22 protein-coding genes are annotated in these 18,767 nt (G+C 61.5%); 10 read left to right on the top strand and 12 right to left on the bottom strand.

Features of this window, described 5'->3' with window-relative positions; all coding sequences use genetic code 11:
- The first annotated feature begins 25 nt into the window (after window positions 1-25).
- On the top strand, window positions 26-592 hold the full coding sequence (locus tag ACODTD_RS16830; protein ID WP_011332999.1) for a nitroreductase family protein: 567 nt from the start codon (window positions 26-28) through the stop codon (window positions 590-592).
- A gap of 10 nt (window positions 593-602) precedes the next feature.
- Here the strand turns inward: ACODTD_RS16830 and ACODTD_RS16825 are convergent, their stop codons facing one another.
- From ACODTD_RS16825 to ACODTD_RS16800, 6 genes are all read right to left on the bottom strand, one after another.
- Window positions 603-1,943 (bottom strand): sensor histidine kinase, encoded by a 1,341-nt coding sequence (locus ACODTD_RS16825; RefSeq protein WP_011333000.1) that lies wholly within the window; start codon window positions 1,941-1,943, stop codon window positions 603-605.
- 67 nt (window positions 1,944-2,010) lie between these two features.
- On the bottom strand, window positions 2,011-2,460 hold the full coding sequence (locus ACODTD_RS16820; RefSeq protein WP_007958371.1) for a Spy/CpxP family protein refolding chaperone: 450 nt from the start codon (window positions 2,458-2,460) through the stop codon (window positions 2,011-2,013).
- Between the two features lie 136 nt (window positions 2,461-2,596).
- Window positions 2,597-3,274: a response regulator transcription factor gene (locus ACODTD_RS16815; RefSeq protein WP_007958370.1), complete on the bottom strand. Its 678-nt coding sequence runs from the start codon at window positions 3,272-3,274 to the stop codon at window positions 2,597-2,599.
- A 7-nt stretch (window positions 3,275-3,281) separates the two neighbouring features.
- Window positions 3,282-3,692: an SH3 domain-containing protein gene (locus ACODTD_RS16810; protein ID WP_011333001.1), complete on the bottom strand. Its 411-nt coding sequence runs from the start codon at window positions 3,690-3,692 to the stop codon at window positions 3,282-3,284.
- Window positions 3,693-3,816: 124 nt separating this feature from the next.
- Entirely contained in the window at window positions 3,817-4,116 is a 300-nt protein-coding gene (locus tag ACODTD_RS16805) for a YciI family protein (RefSeq protein WP_011333002.1), read from the bottom strand.
- Between the two features lies 1 nt (window position 4,117).
- On the bottom strand, window positions 4,118-4,714 hold the full coding sequence (locus ACODTD_RS16800; RefSeq protein ID WP_011333003.1) for a septation protein A: 597 nt from the start codon (window positions 4,712-4,714) through the stop codon (window positions 4,118-4,120).
- Between the two features lie 87 nt (window positions 4,715-4,801).
- Between ACODTD_RS16800 and ACODTD_RS16795 the strand changes: the two genes are divergently transcribed.
- The 8 genes from ACODTD_RS16795 to arfB all read left to right on the top strand — a co-directional run bounded on the left by ACODTD_RS16795 (window position 4,802) and on the right by arfB (window position 12,490).
- Window positions 4,802-5,665, top strand: a complete 864-nt coding sequence (locus ACODTD_RS16795; RefSeq protein WP_011333004.1) for a PHP domain-containing protein — start codon at window positions 4,802-4,804, stop codon at window positions 5,663-5,665.
- Between the two features lie 13 nt (window positions 5,666-5,678).
- Complete coding sequence (locus tag ACODTD_RS16790) at window positions 5,679-6,308, top strand: L-threonylcarbamoyladenylate synthase (RefSeq protein WP_489105035.1); 630 nt, start codon at window positions 5,679-5,681, stop codon at window positions 6,306-6,308.
- Entirely contained in the window at window positions 6,309-7,127 is an 819-nt protein-coding gene (locus ACODTD_RS16785) for a segregation and condensation protein A (protein ID WP_011333006.1), read from the top strand.
- Window positions 7,128-7,138: 11 nt separating this feature from the next.
- The gene (gene scpB / locus ACODTD_RS16780) at window positions 7,139-8,152 is read left to right on the top strand and encodes an SMC-Scp complex subunit ScpB (protein WP_011333007.1); all 1,014 of its coding nucleotides are present in this window, start codon (window positions 7,139-7,141) and stop codon (window positions 8,150-8,152) included.
- Between the two features lie 2 nt (window positions 8,153-8,154).
- Window positions 8,155-8,346: a DUF1289 domain-containing protein gene (locus tag ACODTD_RS16775; protein WP_007958358.1), complete on the top strand. Its 192-nt coding sequence runs from the start codon at window positions 8,155-8,157 to the stop codon at window positions 8,344-8,346.
- A gap of 154 nt (window positions 8,347-8,500) precedes the next feature.
- Window positions 8,501-9,718, top strand: coding sequence for a 23S rRNA pseudouridine(2605) synthase RluB (rluB, locus tag ACODTD_RS16770; RefSeq protein WP_201819417.1), 1,218 nt, complete (start codon window positions 8,501-8,503; stop codon window positions 9,716-9,718).
- 848 nt (window positions 9,719-10,566) lie between these two features.
- Window positions 10,567-11,985 carry an amino acid permease gene (locus ACODTD_RS16765; protein ID WP_064378594.1) on the top strand — a complete coding sequence of 473 codons (1,419 nt, stop codon included), beginning with the start codon at window positions 10,567-10,569 and terminating at the stop codon, window positions 11,983-11,985.
- 91 nt (window positions 11,986-12,076) lie between these two features.
- The gene (gene arfB, locus ACODTD_RS16760) at window positions 12,077-12,490 is read left to right on the top strand and encodes an alternative ribosome rescue aminoacyl-tRNA hydrolase ArfB (protein ID WP_011333010.1); all 414 of its coding nucleotides are present in this window, start codon (window positions 12,077-12,079) and stop codon (window positions 12,488-12,490) included.
- Here arfB and ACODTD_RS16755 read toward each other — a convergent pair.
- From ACODTD_RS16755 to phhA, 6 genes are all read right to left on the bottom strand, one after another.
- Window positions 12,487-13,674, bottom strand: a complete 1,188-nt coding sequence (locus ACODTD_RS16755) for an MFS transporter (RefSeq protein ID WP_489105077.1) — start codon at window positions 13,672-13,674, stop codon at window positions 12,487-12,489. The genes arfB and ACODTD_RS16755 overlap by 4 nt on opposite strands.
- 95 nt (window positions 13,675-13,769) lie before the next feature.
- Window positions 13,770-13,949, bottom strand: a complete 180-nt coding sequence (locus ACODTD_RS16750) for a hypothetical protein (RefSeq protein ID WP_085747137.1) — start codon at window positions 13,947-13,949, stop codon at window positions 13,770-13,772.
- A gap of 73 nt (window positions 13,950-14,022) precedes the next feature.
- A complete protein-coding gene (locus ACODTD_RS16745; protein ID WP_007958347.1) occupies window positions 14,023-14,154 on the bottom strand; it encodes a hypothetical protein in 132 nt (43 codons plus the stop codon).
- A 200-nt stretch (window positions 14,155-14,354) separates the two neighbouring features.
- The gene (locus ACODTD_RS16740) at window positions 14,355-15,548 is read right to left on the bottom strand and encodes an amino acid aminotransferase (protein ID WP_489105034.1); all 1,194 of its coding nucleotides are present in this window, start codon (window positions 15,546-15,548) and stop codon (window positions 14,355-14,357) included.
- On the bottom strand, window positions 15,548-15,904 hold the full coding sequence (locus tag ACODTD_RS16735; RefSeq protein ID WP_003222798.1) for a 4a-hydroxytetrahydrobiopterin dehydratase: 357 nt from the start codon (window positions 15,902-15,904) through the stop codon (window positions 15,548-15,550). Before ACODTD_RS16735 ends, ACODTD_RS16740 begins: the two co-directional genes overlap by 1 nt.
- Window positions 15,905-16,021: 117 nt before the next feature.
- On the bottom strand, window positions 16,022-16,813 hold the full coding sequence (gene phhA / locus ACODTD_RS16730) for a phenylalanine 4-monooxygenase (protein ID WP_489105033.1): 792 nt from the start codon (window positions 16,811-16,813) through the stop codon (window positions 16,022-16,024).
- A 280-nt stretch (window positions 16,814-17,093) separates the two neighbouring features.
- Here phhA and ACODTD_RS16725 point away from each other — a divergent pair, with 280 nt between their 5' ends.
- Window positions 17,094-18,656 (top strand): sigma-54-dependent phenylalanine hydroxylase transcriptional regulator PhhR, encoded by a 1,563-nt coding sequence (locus tag ACODTD_RS16725; RefSeq protein ID WP_011333015.1) that lies wholly within the window; start codon window positions 17,094-17,096, stop codon window positions 18,654-18,656.
- Window positions 18,657-18,767 lie beyond the last annotated feature (111 nt).

The raw sequence follows: 18,767 nt of genomic DNA, 5'->3' as shown, positions 1-18,767 counted from the left end.
GGACATTTTTTTCAGGAGGTGGCCGATGCAGGCTCTCGACGCTTTGCTCAACCGTGTTTCCGTTCCACGACTGATCGATCCGGCCCCCACCGCCGAACAGCGCGAAGTGCTGTTCGCCGCCGCGACCCGCGCACCGGATCACGGCCATTTGCAGCCGTATCGCTTCCTGACCGTCGAAGGCGCGGCGCGTGAGCAGATGGGCGAGTTGCTGGCCGAAGCTGCAAAAATGCAGGAAGGCGAAGTCACCGAAGCGATGATCGACAAGGCCCGCAACGGCCCGCTGCGGGCGCCGCTGGTGGTCGTGGTCATCGCCAAGTTGCAGGATCACGTCAAATACCCGAAGGCCGAGCAGTTGCTGGCCGCAGGCTGTGCGGCTCACGGGATTCTGCTGGCGGCTTACGCGCAGGGGATTGGTGCGGTGTGGCGTACGGGTGATCTGGCGTACTCGAAACATGTCGCCAAGGGTTTGGGCCTGACGGATGACGAAGAGGTGATTGCCTTCCTGTACCTCGGCACACCGCAGAAAGAACCGCGGGTGGCCGAGAAGGTTGATCTGGCGGAGTTTGTCAGCGCGTGGCCAGCAAAGGCCTGACACATTGGTTTTATGGTTGGACAACTGCCCCCGGTACGAGAGGCAATTCAAGACTCGCCACAAACCCGCCCTGCGGATGATTGGCCAGCACCAGCGTCCCGCCATGCCGTTCCGCCGCCCGCCGGGCAATCGCCAGTCCCAGGCCATGGCCGGCAGCGGTCTGCCCCGGCGCCCGATAAAACGGTTCGCCCAACTGGCTCAGATGTTCGGCCTGCACCCCTGGCCCATGGTCACGCACGCTGACCACGATCCGCTCGCCCTGACGTGACGCCTGCATTTCAATCGACTGCCCCACCGGGTTGAAGCGCTGGGCATTGCGCAGCAGGTTGTCCACGGCGCGCTCGATCATGGTCGGCCAACCGGTCAGATTGAGCGCCGGCTCGGCCTCCAGACGCACGGTCTGCTCTGGCGAACCCAATTGAGCGTCCTTTTGCAGGGTGGCGAGCAAGGCATTCAGATCCACGTCTTCGGCGCTGGCGTTGTCCGCATCGACCCGTGCCAGTACGAGAATTTCACTGATCAGCGCTTCCAGCCGGTCGCACTCGCGGGTCAGGCGCGGCCAGAGTTTTTCCCGTTCTTCGGGGCTGGCCCGTTCCGCCAGTGCCAAGGCGATGCGCAGCCGTGCCAGCGGTGAACGCAGTTCGTGGGACACATCGCGCAGCAACTGGCGCTGACTGCCGATCAGGCTTTGCAGGCGTGCGCCCATGCGGTTGAAGTCGTTGGCCAGCACGCCGAATTCATCGCGGCGGTTGGCCAGTTGCGCGAGGCTGTTCTGTTGATAGGTGGTTTGGCCGAGATCATGCACCGCGCCGCGCAGGCGACTGAGGGGCCGGGTGATGGAAAACGTCACCAGCAGGCTGAACAGAGTCAGCACCACCAGCGCGATGCCCAGTGCACTCAACGGCCAGAGTAGGCTTTCGCGGTGCCAGGCGTCGAGTTCCGGGTGCGGGATGCGATAGATGAAGAGGTAGGTGTCGCCGCTTTTGTCGCTGGTGAATTCGTCGGTCAGACGGCGCCATGGCAGACGTCGGTCATCGTTGTTCTGCCGCGCCTCGAAGGCGGCCGCGCGCCGGGGGAAGGTGCCGCGCACCACCGGGTCGCCGCTTTCGTTCAGCACTTGCACGTCGATGTGGTACTGGCGCTTGCGCTGTTCGAGGATGTCCTGGGCGGCGTTTTCGCCCTGGGCTTCGTAAGTCTGCGTCCATTCCGCGGCCAGAGTGTTGAGGCCCGGATGGCGGCTGAGGATCCACGCGTCCTGGTTGAGCATGTGCCCTAGCAGAATGGAAAGCCCTGCAACCAGAGCGATGGCCAGCCAGAAGCTGGCGAGGATACGCCAGAACAATGAACGCACAGAAAATCCTCAAACAAAGAAAACCCAACGGCGGTGAGCCGTTGGGTCGGGGCGTGACGCTAGAACATTATTGCGCCTTTTGCGGCTGTTGCGCTTTCCAGGCTTTGAACTCGGCCCATTCGGCGCGACGCTCGGCCTGTTTCTTCTGGATCTCGTCGAATTTCTTCTGTTGATCCGGTTTCAACACGGCGCGGACATCGGACTCGGCTTTCTTGTGGTTGGCCGCCATCTCGTCCTTCATGGCTTTCTGGTCGGCTGGCGAGAGTTTTTCCAGGTATTTTTCGACCGTCTGCTTACGCTCGTGCATCTGCTCGCCCATGATCTTGCGGATCTGCTCGCGCTGTTCGCGGGACAGGTCCAGCTGGCTGTACGGGCCTTTGCCGTGCATGCCGTGCATCTGACCGCCATGGCGCGGGCCGTCCAGCGGGCCACCCATCGGGCCGCCATCCTGTGGCATGGCCATGGCAACGGTCGGCAGGGCAGCGGCAAACATCAGAGCGATAAGAGTCTTGCGCATGGTGAATCTCCTTTGTCTCGTTCCCGGTACGTTCCGGATGAGTACAGATTACGGAGATCAAGGTCAGCGGCGGTCAGCGCTGTGTAAAGCTTGGGTAAACACGTTTTCGCGCCGACCTGACAAAACTGACAGACGATCAGAGGCTGTAGTAGTAGCCACGGCTGCGCAGGGCGACGATGCGCGGGCGGCCGTCGGGGTGCGGGCCGATCTTTTTGCGCAGGTTGCTGACGTGCATGTCCAGGCTGCGGTCGTACAGGGTCAGCTTGCGGCCGAGGGCGATCTGCGCCAGTTCCTGTTTGTCCAGCGGCTCGCCCGGTTGCTTGAGCAGGGCTTCGAGCAGGCGGCTTTCGGAGACGGTGAGGGTGAATTCCTTTTCGTCGATGCTGACCACGCCGCGCACGGGGCTGAAGCTCAGGTCGCCCAGTTCGAGCTGGGTCGACACGGCGGCCGGATGACTGCGGCGCAGCACGGCGCGCAGCCGGGCAGTCAGTTCGCGCGGATCACAGGGTTTGGCCAGGTAATCGTCGGCGCCCAGTTCCAGGCCGAGGATCCGGTCCAGCGGCTCGCCCCGGGCCGAGAGCATCAGCACCGGCAGGTCGGCGTGATCGCTGCGCAGTTGCTTGAGCAGTTCCAGGCCGCTGCCGTCGGGCAGCATCACGTCCAGCACCACGGCCGCCGGCGCGGTTTCGGCCAGCGCCTTGCGGGCACTCTGACCATCGTGGCAGGCCCGGACCTGAAAGCCTTCCTGGCTCAGCCAGCTACTCAGGAGTTCACACAACTCCTGGTCATCATCAATCAGTAACAGCTCGCTCATGACTCACTCAATTTAGCCATTGCCGACGTTTTCGGCTTGCTCCACTGGCAAAGATACCGCAGAGCAGCGCCAATAGCGCTACCCCGGCCCCGGTGACGAACCATTGCTGCTGTTCGGTCAGCAGGCGCGGGAGCGGGCTGGCCTGGGCCTCCTTGAGTTGCAGCTTCAGACGCTGGTTCTCCTGGCGCAGCCGGGCGAGCTGGGCGCTTTCGCGGGTGTTATCGGCATTTTGCAGTTGTTTGCTCAGTTCTTCCCGTTGCTGCTCACTGGCCTTCAGGCGCTGCTGCAACTCGGTGATCTGACTGCCGGCGCTCAATGAAAGCGGCGTGGAGCTGCCGCCCTCGGTGCTTTCGTCACCATGGGCGGGCGCCATGATCGACAACGTGACCAACATCAGACACAACGGACCCTTGCGCATCGCGACTCCTGTTTCCAAATGGATATTGGGCAGGTTGTCGGCCGGCAAACGAGAATAATGAGCGATTGAGAACGCGATGAACCGACAAGGTTCATCGCGCTGAGGGCTTTTACGGGGGGGAAGGTTACGGCAGGACTTGCTTGAACGGCTTGACGATCACGTTGGCATAGACGCCGGCGGCGATGTAAGGATCGGCATCGGCCCAGGCTTGCGCCGCGCTCAGGGAGTCGAATTCGGCAACGATCAGGCTGCCGCTGAAACCCGCTGCGCCCGGATCATTGCTGTCGACCGCCGGGTGCGGGCCGGCCAGCACGATGCGGCCTTCGCCCTTGAGCACTTGCAGGCGTTCAAGGTGTGCCGGGCGCGCAGCGAGGCGGGCTTCCAGGGAGTTGGCGACGTCGGTGGCAATGATGGCGTAGAGCATGTCAGTCCTCGGTTTTTGGCGTTGTGGTATCGGCGTCGTGCAGGTGACGGGACAGGTAAATGCCCTGACCGACCAGGAACAGCACGGTCATGCCCAGGCTGCCGAACACCTTGAAGTCCACCCAGATGCTCTGGAAGGTGAAGGCGACGAACAGGTTGGCGGCCCCGCAGAACAGGAAAAAGGCGATCCAGGCGATGTTCAGTCGGGTCCAGACCGGATCCGGCAGGGTCAGTGCGTGGCCCATGATGCGCTTGATCAGCAGGCGGTCACCGATGAAATGGCTGCCGATGAAGGCCAGGGCGAACAGCCAGTTGACCACCGGGGCTTTCCATTTCAGGAAGGTTTCGCTGTGAAAGGCCAGTGTCAGGCTGCCGAACACCAGGCAGGCAATCAGGGTCAGCCACTGGCTCTTCTCCAGCTTGCGCTGCTTGATGAAGAGCGCGCCGTACACCACCAGGGAGCTGATGATCAGCATGGCGGTGGCACTGTAAATGCCGCCTACCGTCAGTTCATGGCCGGCAACGTCGACGGTGCGTGGATCGAGTTTGTAGACGATGAAGAACAGCAGAAGCGGGATGAAATCGATGAATTGTTTCACAGTGAGAGCCAGAAGCTGGATGTGGCGGCATAATAACAAACATATGGGCGCGCGATAGCGCCAGCTGATTTGAGGTTACACATCCCCGTGAATGTCGATTTGCACTGCCACAGCACGGCCTCCGATGGCGCCCTGGCGCCTGCGGCACTGGTTGCGCGTGCGTTCGAGAACGGCGTGCGAGTCCTGTCCCTGACCGATCATGACACCCTCGAAGGCCTTGCCGAAGCGCGCACGGCCGCCGAGGCGCTGGGCATGCAACTGGTCAACGGCGTCGAATTGTCCTGCACTTGGGGCGGGGCGACCATTCACGTGCTCGGTTACGGTTTCGACGTCAACGCCGCGCCGTTGGTCGAGGCGATCGCCAATCTGCACGATGGTCGCTGGCTGCGGTCTGAGGAAATAAGCCGCAAGCTCGCCCTCAAGGGTATGCCGAATGCCCTCGACGGCGCGCGGCAGATCCAGCAGGAGCTGGGCGACAGCGGCAACGCGCCGGCCCGCCCGCATTTCGCCGACTGGATGGTGCGTGAAGGTTTTGTAAAGGATCGCGCCGAAGCGTTTCGCAAATGGCTCGGCGCCGGCAAGCTGGGAGACGTCAAGCAGCACTGGCCGACCCTGGAAGACACCGTCGGCACGCTGCGCGCCGCCGGCGCATGGGTCAGCCTGGCGCATCCATGGCACTACGATTTCACCCGCAGCAAGCGCCGAAAGCTGATTGCCGACTATATTCAAGCGGGCGGGCAGGCGATCGAAGTGGTCAATGGTCATCAACCTGCGGAACAGGTGGGCAGCCTGGCAATCCTTGCCCGAGAGTTCGGTCTGCTGGTCAGCGCCGGCAGTGATTTCCATGGCCCTGGTGGCTGGTCCGAGATCGGCCAGTACCGGCCGGTGCCGGAGGACCTTCCACCCCTGTGGTGTCGGTTCAAACATGACCCAGTTATTGCCGCCGTCTGAACAGGTAGAGAATGTGAGTCAATTTTTCCAGATTCATCCGGAAAACCCGCAAGCGCGCCTGATCAAACAGGCCGTCGAGATCATCCGCAAGGGCGGGGTGGTGGTCTATCCCACGGACTCCTCCTACGCAATCGGTTGCCAGATCGGTGACAAGAATGGCATCGAGCGCGTTCGACGCCTGCGTCAGCTCGACGAAAAGCACAACTTTGCGCTGATCTGCAGTGACCTGTCGCAACTGGGCAATTACGCCAAGATCGACACCGGGACCTTTCGAATCCTCAAAGCCCACTTGCCGGGCCCGTACACCTTCATTCTCAACGCCACCCGCGAAGTACCGCGGCTGCTGCTGCATCCGAAGAAGCGCACCATCGGTCTGCGGGTGCCGAGCCATCCCATCGCGCTGGCGCTGCTGGCCGAACTGGGCGAGCCGCTGATGAGCGTGACCCTGATCATGCCGGGCGATGAAGACCCGTTGAGCGATCCGTACGAAATGCGCCAGGTGCTCGAGCATCAGGTGGACCTGATCATCGACGGCGGATCCGGCGGCATCAAGGCCTCCACCGTGATCGACCTGACCGGAGATGATCCGGAAGTGATCCGCGTCGGTTGCGGCGACCCGGCTCCATTCATGGTCGAGGCCTGAATGTCCGCAGTGGAAACCGTTGATCCCCAGGCCGGTGCCCAGCAAGAACTGCCGTTTGCCATGGTCTATGGCCAGGCCGTCACGGAAATGCCGCTGGACCTGTACATCCCGCCGGACGCCCTGGAAGTCTTCCTCGAAGCCTTCGAAGGCCCCCTCGACCTGCTGCTGTACCTGATCCGCAAACAGAACATCAACATCCTCGACATCCCGGTGGCGGAAATCACCCGCCAGTACATGGGTTATGTCGAGCTGATGCAGTCGGTGCGCCTGGAACTGGCCGCCGAGTATCTGGTGATGGCCGCGATGCTGGCCGAGATCAAGTCGCGGATGCTGCTGCCCCGGGCCGAAACCGTCGAGGACGAAGAGGACGACCCGCGCGCCGAACTGATCCGCCGTCTGCAGGAGTACGAACGGTTCAAGGCCGCTGCCGAGGGCATCGATGGCCTGAGTCGGGTCGGCCGCGATGTGATCGTGCCCAAGCTCGACGCCCCGGAAGCCCGCGCGCGCAAGCTGTTGCCGGACGTGGCGCTGGAAGAAATCCTGATGTCCATGGCCGAAGTGCTACGCCGCGGCGACATGTTCGAAAGCCATCAGGTCAGCCGCGAGGCGCTGTCCACCCGCGAGCGCATGAGCGACGTGCTGGAGCGGCTCAAGGGCGGCGGGTTTGTGCCGTTCATCGAGCTGTTCACCGCCGAAGAGGGCAAGCTCGGCGTGGTGGTGACCTTCATGGCCATCCTTGAACTGGTCAAGGAATCCCTGATCGAGCTGGTGCAGAATGAGCCGTTCGCCGCGATCCACGTGCGAGCCCGAGCCGAATAACGAGTCCCGATATGAACCTGACTGAACCCCGCGAGCTGGCGTCCCTGCTTGAAGCCTTTCTGTTGGCCTCGGGAAAGCCGCAATCCCTCGAGCGCCTGTATGAACTGTTCGAAGAAGGCGAACGCCCGGAGCCACCGGTCTTCAAGAAAGCCCTGACCCTGCTTGGCAAATCCTGCGAGGGCCGGGCGTTCGAGCTCAAGGAAGTCGCTTCCGGCTATCGTCTGCAAATCCGCGAAAAGTTCGCGCCGTGGGTCGGTCGTTTGTGGGAAGAGCGCCCGCAGCGCTATTCCCGGGCGCTGCTGGAAACCATGGCGCTGATCGCCTATCGCCAGCCGATCACCCGGGGCGAGATCGAGGATGTGCGGGGCGTGGCGGTCAACACCAACATCGTCAAGACGCTGATGGAACGTGAGTGGATCCGCATCGTCGGTTACCGCGACGTGCCGGGCAAACCCGCGATGTTCGCCACCACCAAGGCGTTTCTCGACCACTTCAACCTGAAGAACCTTGACGACCTGCCGCCGCTGGCCGAGTTGCGCGAAATCGAGGCAGATCCGGTGCTCGACTTCGACGACGCTCCGGTGCCGCCGGGCTTGCAGGAGCTGGCCGACGCCAGCGCCGAGCCGGAGGAGGCGAAGGAGGAAACCAGTTTCCACACCTTGCTGCTGGAACTGGACAGCATGGAGGAGGGGATCAAGACCGACTTCGACGACTTGCTGCGTGACGGGGCGGGCGGTGAATCGATGCCGACCGGGGTTGAGTCCGATCCGCTCGAGCCGCCGGTTGAGGGTGAGTTCGAAACTGAATTCGAGCCTGAACCTGAGTTTGAGCCTGAATTTGAGCCCGAGCAGGAAGACGATGTGCTCGGCGTGGCCGAAGCCCGGGAAAAACTGCTCGCTGCCGTCGCCCGGCTGGAACAGCCCGCCCCGGAACCCGCCGCCGAGGAAGAACTGAGCGAAGAGGAAGCCGAAGCTCGCGCCCTGGCCGAAGCCATCGAAGCCGAACGCCGCGAGTTCGAGGACTGAGCATGAGCTCGACCAAAGACCCGTGCATCAGCGTCTGCAAGTTCAGCGATGACATCTGTCTGGGCTGCGGCCGCAGCAAGCGCGAGATACGGGCCTGGAAGAAACTCGACAAGGACGACAAGCGCACTGTGCTGGCCGAAGCCGCGCTGCGTCTGATCAAGCTCGGGGCCACCGGTCGGCGGAAAAAGAAATAACCTTGCCCTGATCGACTAGTCTCTGATGCGCGCGCGGCCACATCCGCGTATGATTCGCGACCCTTCGGCGATCCCTTCGCCCGAAAACCCAGATTTCAACGTTTCAGCGGCTCAATTCAGCGCCGCTGAACAGACCACACCGGGAGGTGCCCAGATGAGTGACATCAATCAGAAAGACGACCAGGAAATCGGCCCAGCAGGCGAAAAGCTGCAGAAAGTCCTCGCCCGTATCGGCGTCGGCTCGCGCCGTGACGTCGAATCCTGGATCGCTGCCGGCCGGATCAAGGTCAATGGCAAAGACGCCACTTTGGGCCTGCGTGTCGACATGCACGATGCAATCACCATTGATGGCAAGGTCATCAAGCGCGAAGAAGCCGCCGAGTCGGTTCGCCGCGTGATCATGTACAACAAGCCCGATGGCGAGATCTGCACCCGTGACGACCCGGAAGGCCGTCCGACCGTGTTCGACAAGCTGCCGCGTCCGAAAGAAGGCCGCTGGATCAACATCGGTCGTCTCGACATCAACACCACCGGTCTGCTGATGTTCACTACCGACGGTGAACTGGCCAACCGCCTAATGCACCCGTCCTACGAGATGGACCGTGAATACGCGGTGCGTGTCCGCGGTGAAGTCGATGACGAAATGATCGAGCGCCTGAAGGCCGGCGTCGTGCTGGAAGACGGCCCGGCGCGTTTCACCGACATCCAACAGGCACCGGGTGGCGAAGGCTTCAACCACTGGTATCACTGCGTGGTGATGGAAGGCCGTAACCGTGAAGTACGTCGCCTTTGGGAATCCCAGGGCCTGGTGGTCAGCCGCCTGAAGCGCGTGCGTTTCGGTCCGGTGTTCCTCAACTCCGACCTGCCGATGGGCCGCTGGCGCGAAATGAGCCAGTACGAAGTTGACGTGCTGAGCGCCGAAGTCGGCCTGACTCCGGTGGCCATGCCGCAACTGAATGCCAAGAGCAAAGACAAGCTCGACCGCATGCAGCGCAAGTCGTCGCGTCCGATGGCCCGTACCGAGCGTGTGCGCACCCTGCGTCCGGCCAACGGTGCACCGATTGGTGCCGGTCCGCGTCCGGTTCGCGAGCCGCAGATCGAAGGCGAGCGTCCAGGTCGCAAGCCGGCAACGCGTCCGGATGGCGAGCGTGGGCCACGCAGTCCGCGTCCGGCCAATGGCCGTACCGAGCGTGGCGAAGGTCGTGGTACGCCGGTGGCGGATCGTCCAGTCGACACCAAGCGCCCGGCCAAACCGGCGCCGAAGCGCCCGGGCATCAAGCTGGCCGACGATGACAAGCCGTCGGGCAAGCGCCGTGGCGCACCAGCCGGTTCCGGCCAGCGTCCGGGGTTTGGTCGCAAGAAGCCGGAATAAGACGGTTGTAAGCTTCAAGCTTCAAGCTTCAAGCTGAAAACAGAAACGCCAACCTCAGGGTTGGCGTTTTTTTTTGGACTTTTTATTTCTTTTTTCGGGTGTGTTTTTCTTGTTTTAAAACAAAAAAACTTAACGCCTTTCAAATAGTTAGCCAGCTAACGTCAATTGCCGGACCCTTCTTCGATGGGTCTGGAGTGGAAATTTTACGTTACGCGCTGTCAGCGAATATTTACGAAAAAGCCCTCGCCGTCCCATGAATCGAGTGGCTTTGCCCGGCTGTAAGGAAAATCTGCCGGAGCCAGGCCCGACGGGCCTTGCGCAGCGCTCTGGCGCGCTTGTTTCAGCGTCGTTTGAAAGGTGAGATGCGTCCCATGCCTGTCGTGCAGGTGCATAACAAGAAGGAGGCGCAATGAACGCCGATATCCATTTTCACTTCTCCACGTGGGACGGATTTTCCATCGTCCACGCCGATGGCCTGCAAAGGCCTGACTCAATTTTTGCAGCCGCCCGGGCCTCCCGGGGTGGACACATGCAATCCCGGCAACCGACACGCTGATCCGGCGAGGTCTGGCAGCAGGGGGTTAGCGGTGTACAATGCGCCGCGTTTTAACTGTGACCCTCTGCGTAATCGCGCAAACCTCAAGGTTTATCCGCCTTGTTCACTCCGCCGCGTCACAAGCGTGTCGGGTTCGATTTCGTCACAGATAAAAACAAACAGGTGACGCATGACCGTTGTAAAAAAGCTGAATTCCTGGTGCCTGCGCTGGGGTTTGATCAGGGTTGGCTGAAATCGCAACCTTGCAGCAACGTCTACTGAACATCATCAAACCTTGCGTGAGACCTTTTTCATGAGTGGACAAAACTCGCAATCAGGCGAGCTGAAACGCGGCCTGAAAAATCGCCACATTCAACTGATCGCCCTCGGTGGCGCGATCGGTACCGGATTGTTCCTCGGTTCGGCCGGGGTGCTGAAATCCGCCGGCCCGTCGATGATCCTCGGCTATGCCATCTGCGGCTTCATCGCCTTCATGATCATGCGCCAGCTGGGCGAAATGATCGTCGAAGAGCCGGTGGCCGGATCCTTCAGCCACTTTGCGCACAAATACTGGGGCGGTTTCGCCGGCTTCCTGTCGGGCTGGAACTGCTGGATCCTGTACATCCTGGTGGGCATGTCGGAGCTGACCGCGGTCGGCAAATACATCCACTACTGGGCGCCGGAGATCCCGAGTTGGGTCACTGCCGCGGCGTTCTTCGTGCTGATCAATGCGATCAACCTGGCCAACGTCAAAGTCTTCGGTGAAGCCGAATTCTGGTTCGCGATCATCAAGGTCGTGGCGATCGTCGGCATGATCGCCCTGGGCAGCTACCTGCTGGTCAGCGGCCATGGCGGCCCGCAGGCTTCGGTCAGCAACCTGTGGTCCCACGGTGGTTTCTTCCCGAACGGCGTCAGCGGTCTGGTGATGGCCATGGCGATCATAATGTTCTCCTTTGGCGGTCTGGAAATGCTCGGTTTCACCGCAGCCGAAGCCGACAAACCGAAAACCGTGATCCCGAAAGCGATCAACCAGGTGATCTACCGGATCCTGATTTTCTACATCGGCGCACTGGTGATCCTGTTGTCGCTGACTCCGTGGGACAGTCTGCTGGAAACCCTCAACGCTTCCGGCGATTCCTACAGCGGCAGCCCGTTCGTGCAGGTGTTCTCGATGCTCGGCAGTAACACCGCTGCGCACATCCTCAACTTCGTGGTCCTGACCGCGGCATTGTCGGTGTACAACAGCGGCACCTACTGCAACAGCCGCATGCTGCTGGGCATGGCCGAGCAGGGCGATGCGCCGAAAGCGCTGGCGAAGATCGACAAGCGCGGCGTGCCGGTGCGTTCGATCCTGGCCTCGGCGGCCGTGACTCTGGTGGCGGTGCTGCTCAACTACCTGATCCCGCAACACGCGCTGGAACTGCTGATGTCGCTGGTGGTTGCAACGCTGGTGATCAATTGGGCGATGATCAGCTTCTCGCACTTCAAGTTCCGCCAGCACATGAACAAGACCCACCAGAAGCCGCTGTTCAAGGCGCTGTGGTACCCGTACGGCAATTACATCTGCCTGGCGTTCGTCCTGTTCATCCTCGGCGTGATGCTGCTGATCCCGGGCATCCAGATCTCGGTGTACGCGATTCCGGTGTGGGTGGTGTTCATGTGGGTCTGCTACGTGATCAAGAACAAGCGTGGTGCGCAACAGGCACTGCACGCAGCGAGCGCAGCCAAGTAAGCGTCGTTGCAAAAAACAACAAACCCGGCCAAGTGCCGGGTTTTTTGTGCTTTCGCGGTATCCTGCGGGTTCTGAATACGGACGCTTTTCCATGCTGGTGATTTCCAACAATGTGCATCTGCCGGATGCCGAGATCGAACTGACGTACATCCGCGCCCAGGGCGCCGGTGGGCAGAACGTCAACAAGGTCTCCAGTGCCGTGCACCTGCGCTTCGACATTCCTGCCTCGTCCTTGCCCGAGTTCTACAAGGAGCGGCTGCTGGCGCTGCGCGACAGTCGCATTACCGGCGACGGCGTGCTGATCATCAAGGCCCAGCAGTACCGTACGCAGGAACAGAATCGCGCCGATGCGCTGGAGCGTCTGACCGAGCTGATCCTCAGCGCCACCAAGGTCGAGAAGAAGCGGCGGCCGACCAAGCCGACGCTGGGCTCAAAGAAGCGTCGGCTCGAATCGAAAACCAAGCGCGGCAGCATCAAGGCCGGGCGCGGCAAGGTGGATTTCTAGTCTTCGCGGTACTTCGCCGTGTGGCGGTAGAGATAGACGCTCAATGCCAGACCGCTCAGCGCGGCGAGGGCGGCGAACAGGAAAATCGAGGCAAATCCGAAGCCCGCTGCAATGGCGCCCGCCAAAGGGCCGGTGATGCCCAGCGACAAGTCGATGAACAACGAATAAGCCCCGACCGCCGCACCACGGCTGGAGGCCGGCACCAGGTTTACCGCCTCCACGCCCAGCGCCGGAAATACCAGCGAGAAACCGAAACCGCTCAATGCCGCGCCGGCCAGTGCCCAGTGCGCGTCCGGCGCCAGCCACAGCAACAGCAGGCCCAAGGTTTCCACCGACAGGCAGGCAATCGCCACACGAAAGCCGCCGAGGCGATTGATCAGGTTGCCGAACAGCAGTCGCGCACCGATGAAGCTGGCGCCGAACAGGCTCAGGCACAGCACCGCGTTGTCCCAGTGCTGCGTGGCGTAATACAGGGTGATGAAGGTGGCGATGGTGCCGAAACCGATCGAGCCCAACGCCAGTCCGCAGCCGTGCGGGAAGACGCGGCCCAGCACATGCATGAACGGCAGACGCTCGCCGGCCACGATCGGCGCGGCGGTTTTCGGCCAGGCCAGCAGCAGCCCCAGCGTGGCGAGCAGCAGAATGCTCACACCCATGCTCCACAAACCGAAACGGCTGACCAGCCATACCCCGAGCGGCGCACCGACCGCCAGCGCACCGTAACTGGCGATGCCGTTCCACGAGATGACTTTGGCGGTGTTGGCGGCGCCGACGCGGCCGATGCCCCAGCCGATCGAGCCTGAGCCGACCAGACTTTCCGCGCTGCCCAGCACCAGACGGCCGACGAACAGGCTGATCAGGCTCAGTAGCGGCAGGTTGGGGGTCCACGCCGAAATCAGCATGAACACCCCGCTCAAACCACAGCCGACCAGACCGATCATCACCGCACGCTTGCTGCCCTGGTTGTCGATGATCTTGCCGGCATACGGACGGCTGAGCAGGGTGGCCAGGTATTGCACGCTGATCACCAGCCCGGCGATGACCGCGCCGAAGCCCAGGTCGCTGTGCACATAACCTGGCAGCACCGCCAGCGGAATGCCGATGTTCAGGTAGCCGATGAAGGTGAACAGGACGATGGAAACGACTTGCAGCGTGACCGCCAGGGGGCGCTGGGGTTCTGGCATAGAGGACGACATGAATTACGATCCACGGGAAGAGCAGAATAGATAGGCTGCTCATGATACCGATGCGGACGCGTCCGGGGCGGGGAAAAGTAAAACTATTTGGCCGGGGCGACCAATTGCGTGGTGACCAGGGCGGCCAGCGCGTTTTCTTCGCTGCCGAAACGGGCGAGCAGGGCGGCCTGTTTCTCGGGCGAGAGACGGCTCCAGATCTCGATCATCTTCTCGGTGGTACCGATCAGGATCTCGGCCTGTTGTTCATCGAATTCTTTGGACATGGCAGCTCAGGTTTCAGGCAGTGTGGAAAGCGCATGTTAGCGCTTTCCACACGGTCTGTACGGCGGGTGTTGCTTACTCTTCGCTGTCGGCCGGACGGCTCTCGGCGGCTTCTTTCGGCTCGGGCTGTTGGGCACCGGCTTGTTGCGTGGTCGTCTGCTCAGTTTCGTGCAGGCTTGGGAAGGGGAGATTCGGAATCTCGTGCATGGTTGCGCTCCTCGCTAAGTCTGTTGATAGATCTGGTAGATCCGCGCTTTCAGAAAGCTTGCGCAGGATACAGCAAGAAAAATGACAATCAGACTTTTAAATCCATTTGGTTCGACGGGCGGGATTGTCTAGACAAGTGCGACAGGGTGACGCAGGGCAAATGTGGGAGCGGCGGTGTGCCCGCCACCCCTGACATTTGTTTATTTGCAGACGTTGGCGATCGCTTCGGCCAGCAGGTCGAGACGCGTTGCATCAATCCCCGCAATGTTGGCACGGCCCGAGCTGACCATGTACACGCTGTGATGCTCGCGCAGGTTTTTCACCTGTTCCGGCGACAGGCCGGTGTAGGAGAACATCCCGCGCTGCACGCCAATGTGCGCAAAACGCTCACGCAGACCGTGCGGTTCCAGCGCTTCCACCAAGCCGCTGCGCAACTGGGCGATGCGCAGACGCATGGCTTCCACTTCGTCGGCCCAGCGGCGTTTCAGCTCCGGGTCGGCAAGGATTGTGGCGACCACTGCCGCGCCGTGATCCGGTGGCGTCGACCACAGGTTGCGAGCGATGTGCGCCAACTGGCTGCGGATGTCGATCAGCTTGTCAGCAGTTTTCGCGCTGACAATCAACGCACCGGTGCGATCGCGGTACAGGCCGAAATTCTTCGAGCAGGAACTGGTGATCAGCAGCTCGGGCAACTCGGCGGCGAACAGCCGGGTCGACCATGCATCCTGCTCCAGACCGTCGCCAAAGCCCTGGTAGGCAAAGTCGATCAGCGGCAGCAAGTCACGGCGGCGTACCACCTCCAGCACTCGCTGCCAGTCGTCGTGGCTCAGGTCGAAACCGGTCGGGTTGTGGCAGCACGCGTGCAGCAGTACCACATCACCTTTCGGCACTTCGTTGAGCACGGCAAGCATGGCATCGACGTCGAGGCGGTTGTCGCTGCCAACATACGGGTAATGGCTGATCTTGACCCCGGCGGCCGCGAAAATCGTTTCGTGGATCGGCCAGGTCGGGTTGCTCAGCCAGACGCCCTTGCCCGGCAGGCATTGCGCGATGAAGTCCGCCGCCAGACGCAGGGCGCCGGTGCCGCCCGGTGTCTGGGTGGCGCCAGCGCGCTGCTCGGCGATCAGTGCCGAATCGGCACCGAGCACCAGCTCATTGATGACCTTGCCGAACAGCGGATTGCCGTGGCCACCGATGTAGGTCTTGGTGTCCTGGCTCTCAACCAGCCGAGCCTCGGCGATTTTCACCGCTTCGGGGATCGGCGTCAGGCTCTGGGCATCCTTGTAGACGCCCACGCCGAGGTCGAACTTGCGCGGGTTGGGGTCCTGCGCATAGGCCTCCATCAAGCCGAGGATCGGGTCGCCGGGCACCCGGCCGATGGCGTCGAAGTGCATTACTTGCGTCCTTCTGCGGTCTTGGCCACTTCGTCAGTGCGCGCGGCCATGATGAAGTCGTTGCGGTGCAGGCCCTTGATCGAGTGGCTCCACCAGGTCACGGTGACCTTGCCCCACTCGGTCAGCAGGCCCGGGTGGTGACCTTCGGCCTCGGAGATCTCGCCGACGGCGTTGGTGAAGGCCAGCGCGTGCTTGAAATTCTTGAACAGGAAGACTTTTTCCAGCTGCATGATGCTGTCGCGGACTTCGATGTTCCAGTCAGGAATCTGCTTGATCAGGATCGGCAGTTCTTCATCGCTGACTTGTGGGGCATCGGCACGGCACGCTTCGCAATGGGCTTGGTTCAAAGTGGACATGGTTTGATTCCTGAGATCGGATGTCTTTTTTATAAGAGCTGTTACGGTCGTCAATGTCGTCACGCTAAACCAAAGCCGCGACGACTGACAGACTCACTTGTAAGTAAAAGCCACGGTTCACGCAGCTTTTGGTTTCGGCGGAAATTTCGGTGCGTGCAGACCCAGCTCCATGCCTTGCTTGACCATGGCCATGATGTCTTCGTGGGCCAGGTCGAACAGGCGCTTGAGGTTCGGCAGGACAAAATACAGCGGTTGCAGGATGTCGATGCGGTACGGCGTGCGCATCGCTTCCAGCGGATCGAAGGCCTGATGCTCGGGCTCATCCGACAGCGAATAAACAGTTTCTTTCGGCGAAGACAGGATGCCGCCGCCGTAGATGCGTTTGCCTTGCGGGGTGTCGACCAGGCCGAACTCGATGGTCATCCAGTACAGTCGCGCCAGATAAACGCGTTCTTCCTTGGTGGCCTGCAGGCCGAGTTTGCCGTAGGTGTGGGTGAATTCGGCGAACCACGGGTTGGTCAGCAGCGGACAGTGGCCAAAGATCTCGTGGAAAATGTCCGGCTCTTGCAGGTAGTCCAGTTCTTCACGGGTGCGAATGAACGTGGCCACCGGAAACTGCTTGCTGGCGAGCAATTCGAAAAAGGTCTGGAACGGGATCAGCGCGGGAACGCGGGCAACCTGCCAACCGGTGGTCTCGCCGAGCACCTTGTTGATCTCGCCCAGTTGCGGAATGCGGTCGTGGGGCAGACCGAGTTTTTCGATACCGTCCAGGTATTCCTGGCACGCACGACCCTCGATCACTTTCAACTGGCGGGTGATCAGCGTGTTCCACACCGCGTGTTCTTCGGCGGGGTAGTCGATAAAACCTTGCGCATCGGGCTCGCGGGCCACGTATTGCGTCTGCTTCATACTGCTCTCCTGCGAGGGGAATTTCGTTCTTGTTATGTCCTGCGATGGACTGAGAAATACCCCGGAACGTTTGTTGTTGCAGCAGGTTGAAGACTGGTTGAGTAGGAAAAGTCTCTTTAATTCGTAAAATTTTCGTTACGCTTCGCGCGATAAGTCGTGTTTACGGTGACTGTCGGGTTTGAAAAGGCCGATGGCTGTCACATAATCTTGACGACTATCTTGCGCGCTGCGCAGAAAATTCCGGCGTCAGACCGCCTCTTCACCTGTTTCGGGCCTTTATATGCGTATCAAAGTCCACTGCCAGAACCGCATCGGCATCCTGCGCGACATTCTCAATCTGCTGGTGGAGTACGGGATCAACGTCGCCCGTGGCGAGGTGGGCGGTGAGCATGGCAACGCGATCTACCTGCATTGCCCGAACCTGATCAACATTCAGTTCCAGGCGTTGCGACCCAAGTTCGAGGCGATTGCCGGGGTGTTCGGCGTCAAGCGGGTAGGGTTGATGCCCAGCGAGCGGCGGCACATGGAGTTGAATGCGCTGCTCGGCGCGCTGGAGTTTCCGGTGCTGTCGATCGACATGGGCGGCTCCATCGTTGCCGCCAACCGTGCGGCAGCGCAGTTGCTCGGAGTACGGGTGGACGAGGTGCCGGGGATTCCGTTGTCGCGTTACGCCGAAGATTTCGATCTGCCGGAACTGGTGCGCGCCAACAAATCGCGAATCAACGGCATGCGGGTCAAGGTCAAGGGCGACATCTTTCTGGCCGACATCGCGCCGTTGCAATCGGAGCACGACGACAGCGAGGCCATGGCCGGTGCCGTGCTGACCCTGCACCGGGCGGACCGCGTCGGCGAGCGCATCTATAACGTGCGCAAGCAGGAACTGCGTGGCTTCGACAGCATCTTCCAGAGCTCGAAAGTGATGGCGGCGGTGGTGCGCGAAGCGCGACGCATGGCACCGCTGGATGCGCCGTTGTTGATTGAAGGCGAAACCGGCACCGGCAAGGAATTGCTGGCGCGGGCCTGTCACCTGGCGAGCCCGCGCGGCCAGTCGCCGTTGATGGCGCTCAACTGCGCCGGGCTGCCGGAGTCGATGGCCGAGACCGAACTGTTTGGCTACGGTCCCGGTGCCTTTGAAGGTGCGCGTGCCGAAGGCAAGCTCGGGCTGCTGGAGCTGACGGCGGGCGGCACGCTGTTCCTCGATGGTGTCGGCGAAATGAGCCCGCGCTTGCAGGTGAAACTGCTGCGATTCCTGCAGGACGGCTGCTTCCGCCGTGTGGGCAGTGATGAAGAGGTTTACCTCGATGTGCGGGTGATCTGCGCAACCCAGGTCGACCTGTCGGAGCTGTGCGCGCGCGGCGAATTTCGCCAGGATCTGTATCACCGCTTGAACGTGCTGTCGCTGCACATCCCGCCACTGCGCGAATGCCTCGACGGTTTGACGCCGCTGGTGGAGCACTTTCTCGATCAGGCCAGTCGACAGATCGGCTGCCCGCTGCCGAAACTGGCGCCGGCGGCGATGGACCGGCTCAGTCACTACCATTGGCCGGGCAATGTGCGGCAACTGGAGAACGTGCTGTTCCAGGCGGTTTCGCTGTGCGACGGCGGCACGGTCAAGGCCGAGCACATTCGCCTGCCGGATTACGGCGTGCGTCAGCCGCTTGGCGATTTCTCCCTCGAAGGCGGGCTGGACGAGATTGTCGGGCGCTTCGAGAAGGCGGTGCTGGAGCGCTTGTATTCCGAGCATCCGAGCAGCCGGCAACTGGGCAAGCGGCTCGGGGTTTCCCATACGACCATCGCCAACAAGTTGCGTGAGTACGAAGTCGGCAAGGACGCGTCGGAGTGATCACGGCCGGATCGGGTGTTTGCCGCCAAGCGGCATGACACCGCCGGTTTTTCGTCTTCGATACATTTCCCTCCTCTCGGCAAAATCCCTCAAGTCCTTTGTTTATCGGGT

The sequence above is a fragment of the Pseudomonas sp. FG35 genome (assembly GCF_057809295.1).
Note: the sequence above shows the minus strand (reverse complement) of the source record. Positions and strands in the feature narration are given on the sequence as shown.

Bases quoted from the DNA above. Each gene is read 5' to 3' on its own strand.
- ACODTD_RS16750 (WP_085747137.1), bottom strand. From the start codon at position 13,949: ATGTCCAAAGAATTCGATGAACAACAGGCCGAGATCCTGATCGGTACC.
- arfB (WP_011333010.1), top strand. From the start codon at position 12,077: ATGCTGGTGATTTCCAACAATGTGCATCTGCCGGATGCCGAGATCGAA.
- ACODTD_RS16735 (WP_003222798.1), bottom strand. From the start codon at position 15,904: ATGTCCACTTTGAACCAAGCCCATTGCGAAGCGTGCCGTGCCGATGCC.
- phhA (WP_489105033.1), bottom strand. From the start codon at position 16,813: ATGAAGCAGACGCAATACGTGGCCCGCGAGCCCGATGCGCAAGGTTTT.
- ACODTD_RS16775 (WP_007958358.1), top strand. From the start codon at position 8,155: ATGAGCTCGACCAAAGACCCGTGCATCAGCGTCTGCAAGTTCAGCGAT.
- scpB (WP_011333007.1), top strand. From the start codon at position 7,139: ATGAACCTGACTGAACCCCGCGAGCTGGCGTCCCTGCTTGAAGCCTTT.
- ACODTD_RS16815 (WP_007958370.1), bottom strand. From the start codon at position 3,274: ATGAGCGAGCTGTTACTGATTGATGATGACCAGGAGTTGTGTGAACTC.
- ACODTD_RS16830 (WP_011332999.1), top strand. From the start codon at position 26: ATGCAGGCTCTCGACGCTTTGCTCAACCGTGTTTCCGTTCCACGACTG.
- ACODTD_RS16820 (WP_007958371.1), bottom strand. From the start codon at position 2,460: ATGCGCAAGACTCTTATCGCTCTGATGTTTGCCGCTGCCCTGCCGACC.
- ACODTD_RS16745 (WP_007958347.1), bottom strand. From the start codon at position 14,154: ATGCACGAGATTCCGAATCTCCCCTTCCCAAGCCTGCACGAAACTGAG.
- ACODTD_RS16785 (WP_011333006.1), top strand. From the start codon at position 6,309: ATGTCCGCAGTGGAAACCGTTGATCCCCAGGCCGGTGCCCAGCAAGAA.
- ACODTD_RS16740 (WP_489105034.1), bottom strand. From the start codon at position 15,548: ATGCACTTCGACGCCATCGGCCGGGTGCCCGGCGACCCGATCCTCGGC.
- ACODTD_RS16765 (WP_064378594.1), top strand. From the start codon at position 10,567: ATGAGTGGACAAAACTCGCAATCAGGCGAGCTGAAACGCGGCCTGAAA.
- ACODTD_RS16805 (WP_011333002.1), bottom strand. From the start codon at position 4,116: ATGCTCTACGCCATCATTGCCACCGACGTCGCCAACTCCCTGGAAGCC.
- ACODTD_RS16755 (WP_489105077.1), bottom strand. From the start codon at position 13,674: ATGCCAGAACCCCAGCGCCCCCTGGCGGTCACGCTGCAAGTCGTTTCC.
- ACODTD_RS16810 (WP_011333001.1), bottom strand. From the start codon at position 3,692: ATGCGCAAGGGTCCGTTGTGTCTGATGTTGGTCACGTTGTCGATCATG.
- rluB (WP_201819417.1), top strand. From the start codon at position 8,501: ATGAGTGACATCAATCAGAAAGACGACCAGGAAATCGGCCCAGCAGGC.
- ACODTD_RS16725 (WP_011333015.1), top strand. From the start codon at position 17,094: ATGCGTATCAAAGTCCACTGCCAGAACCGCATCGGCATCCTGCGCGAC.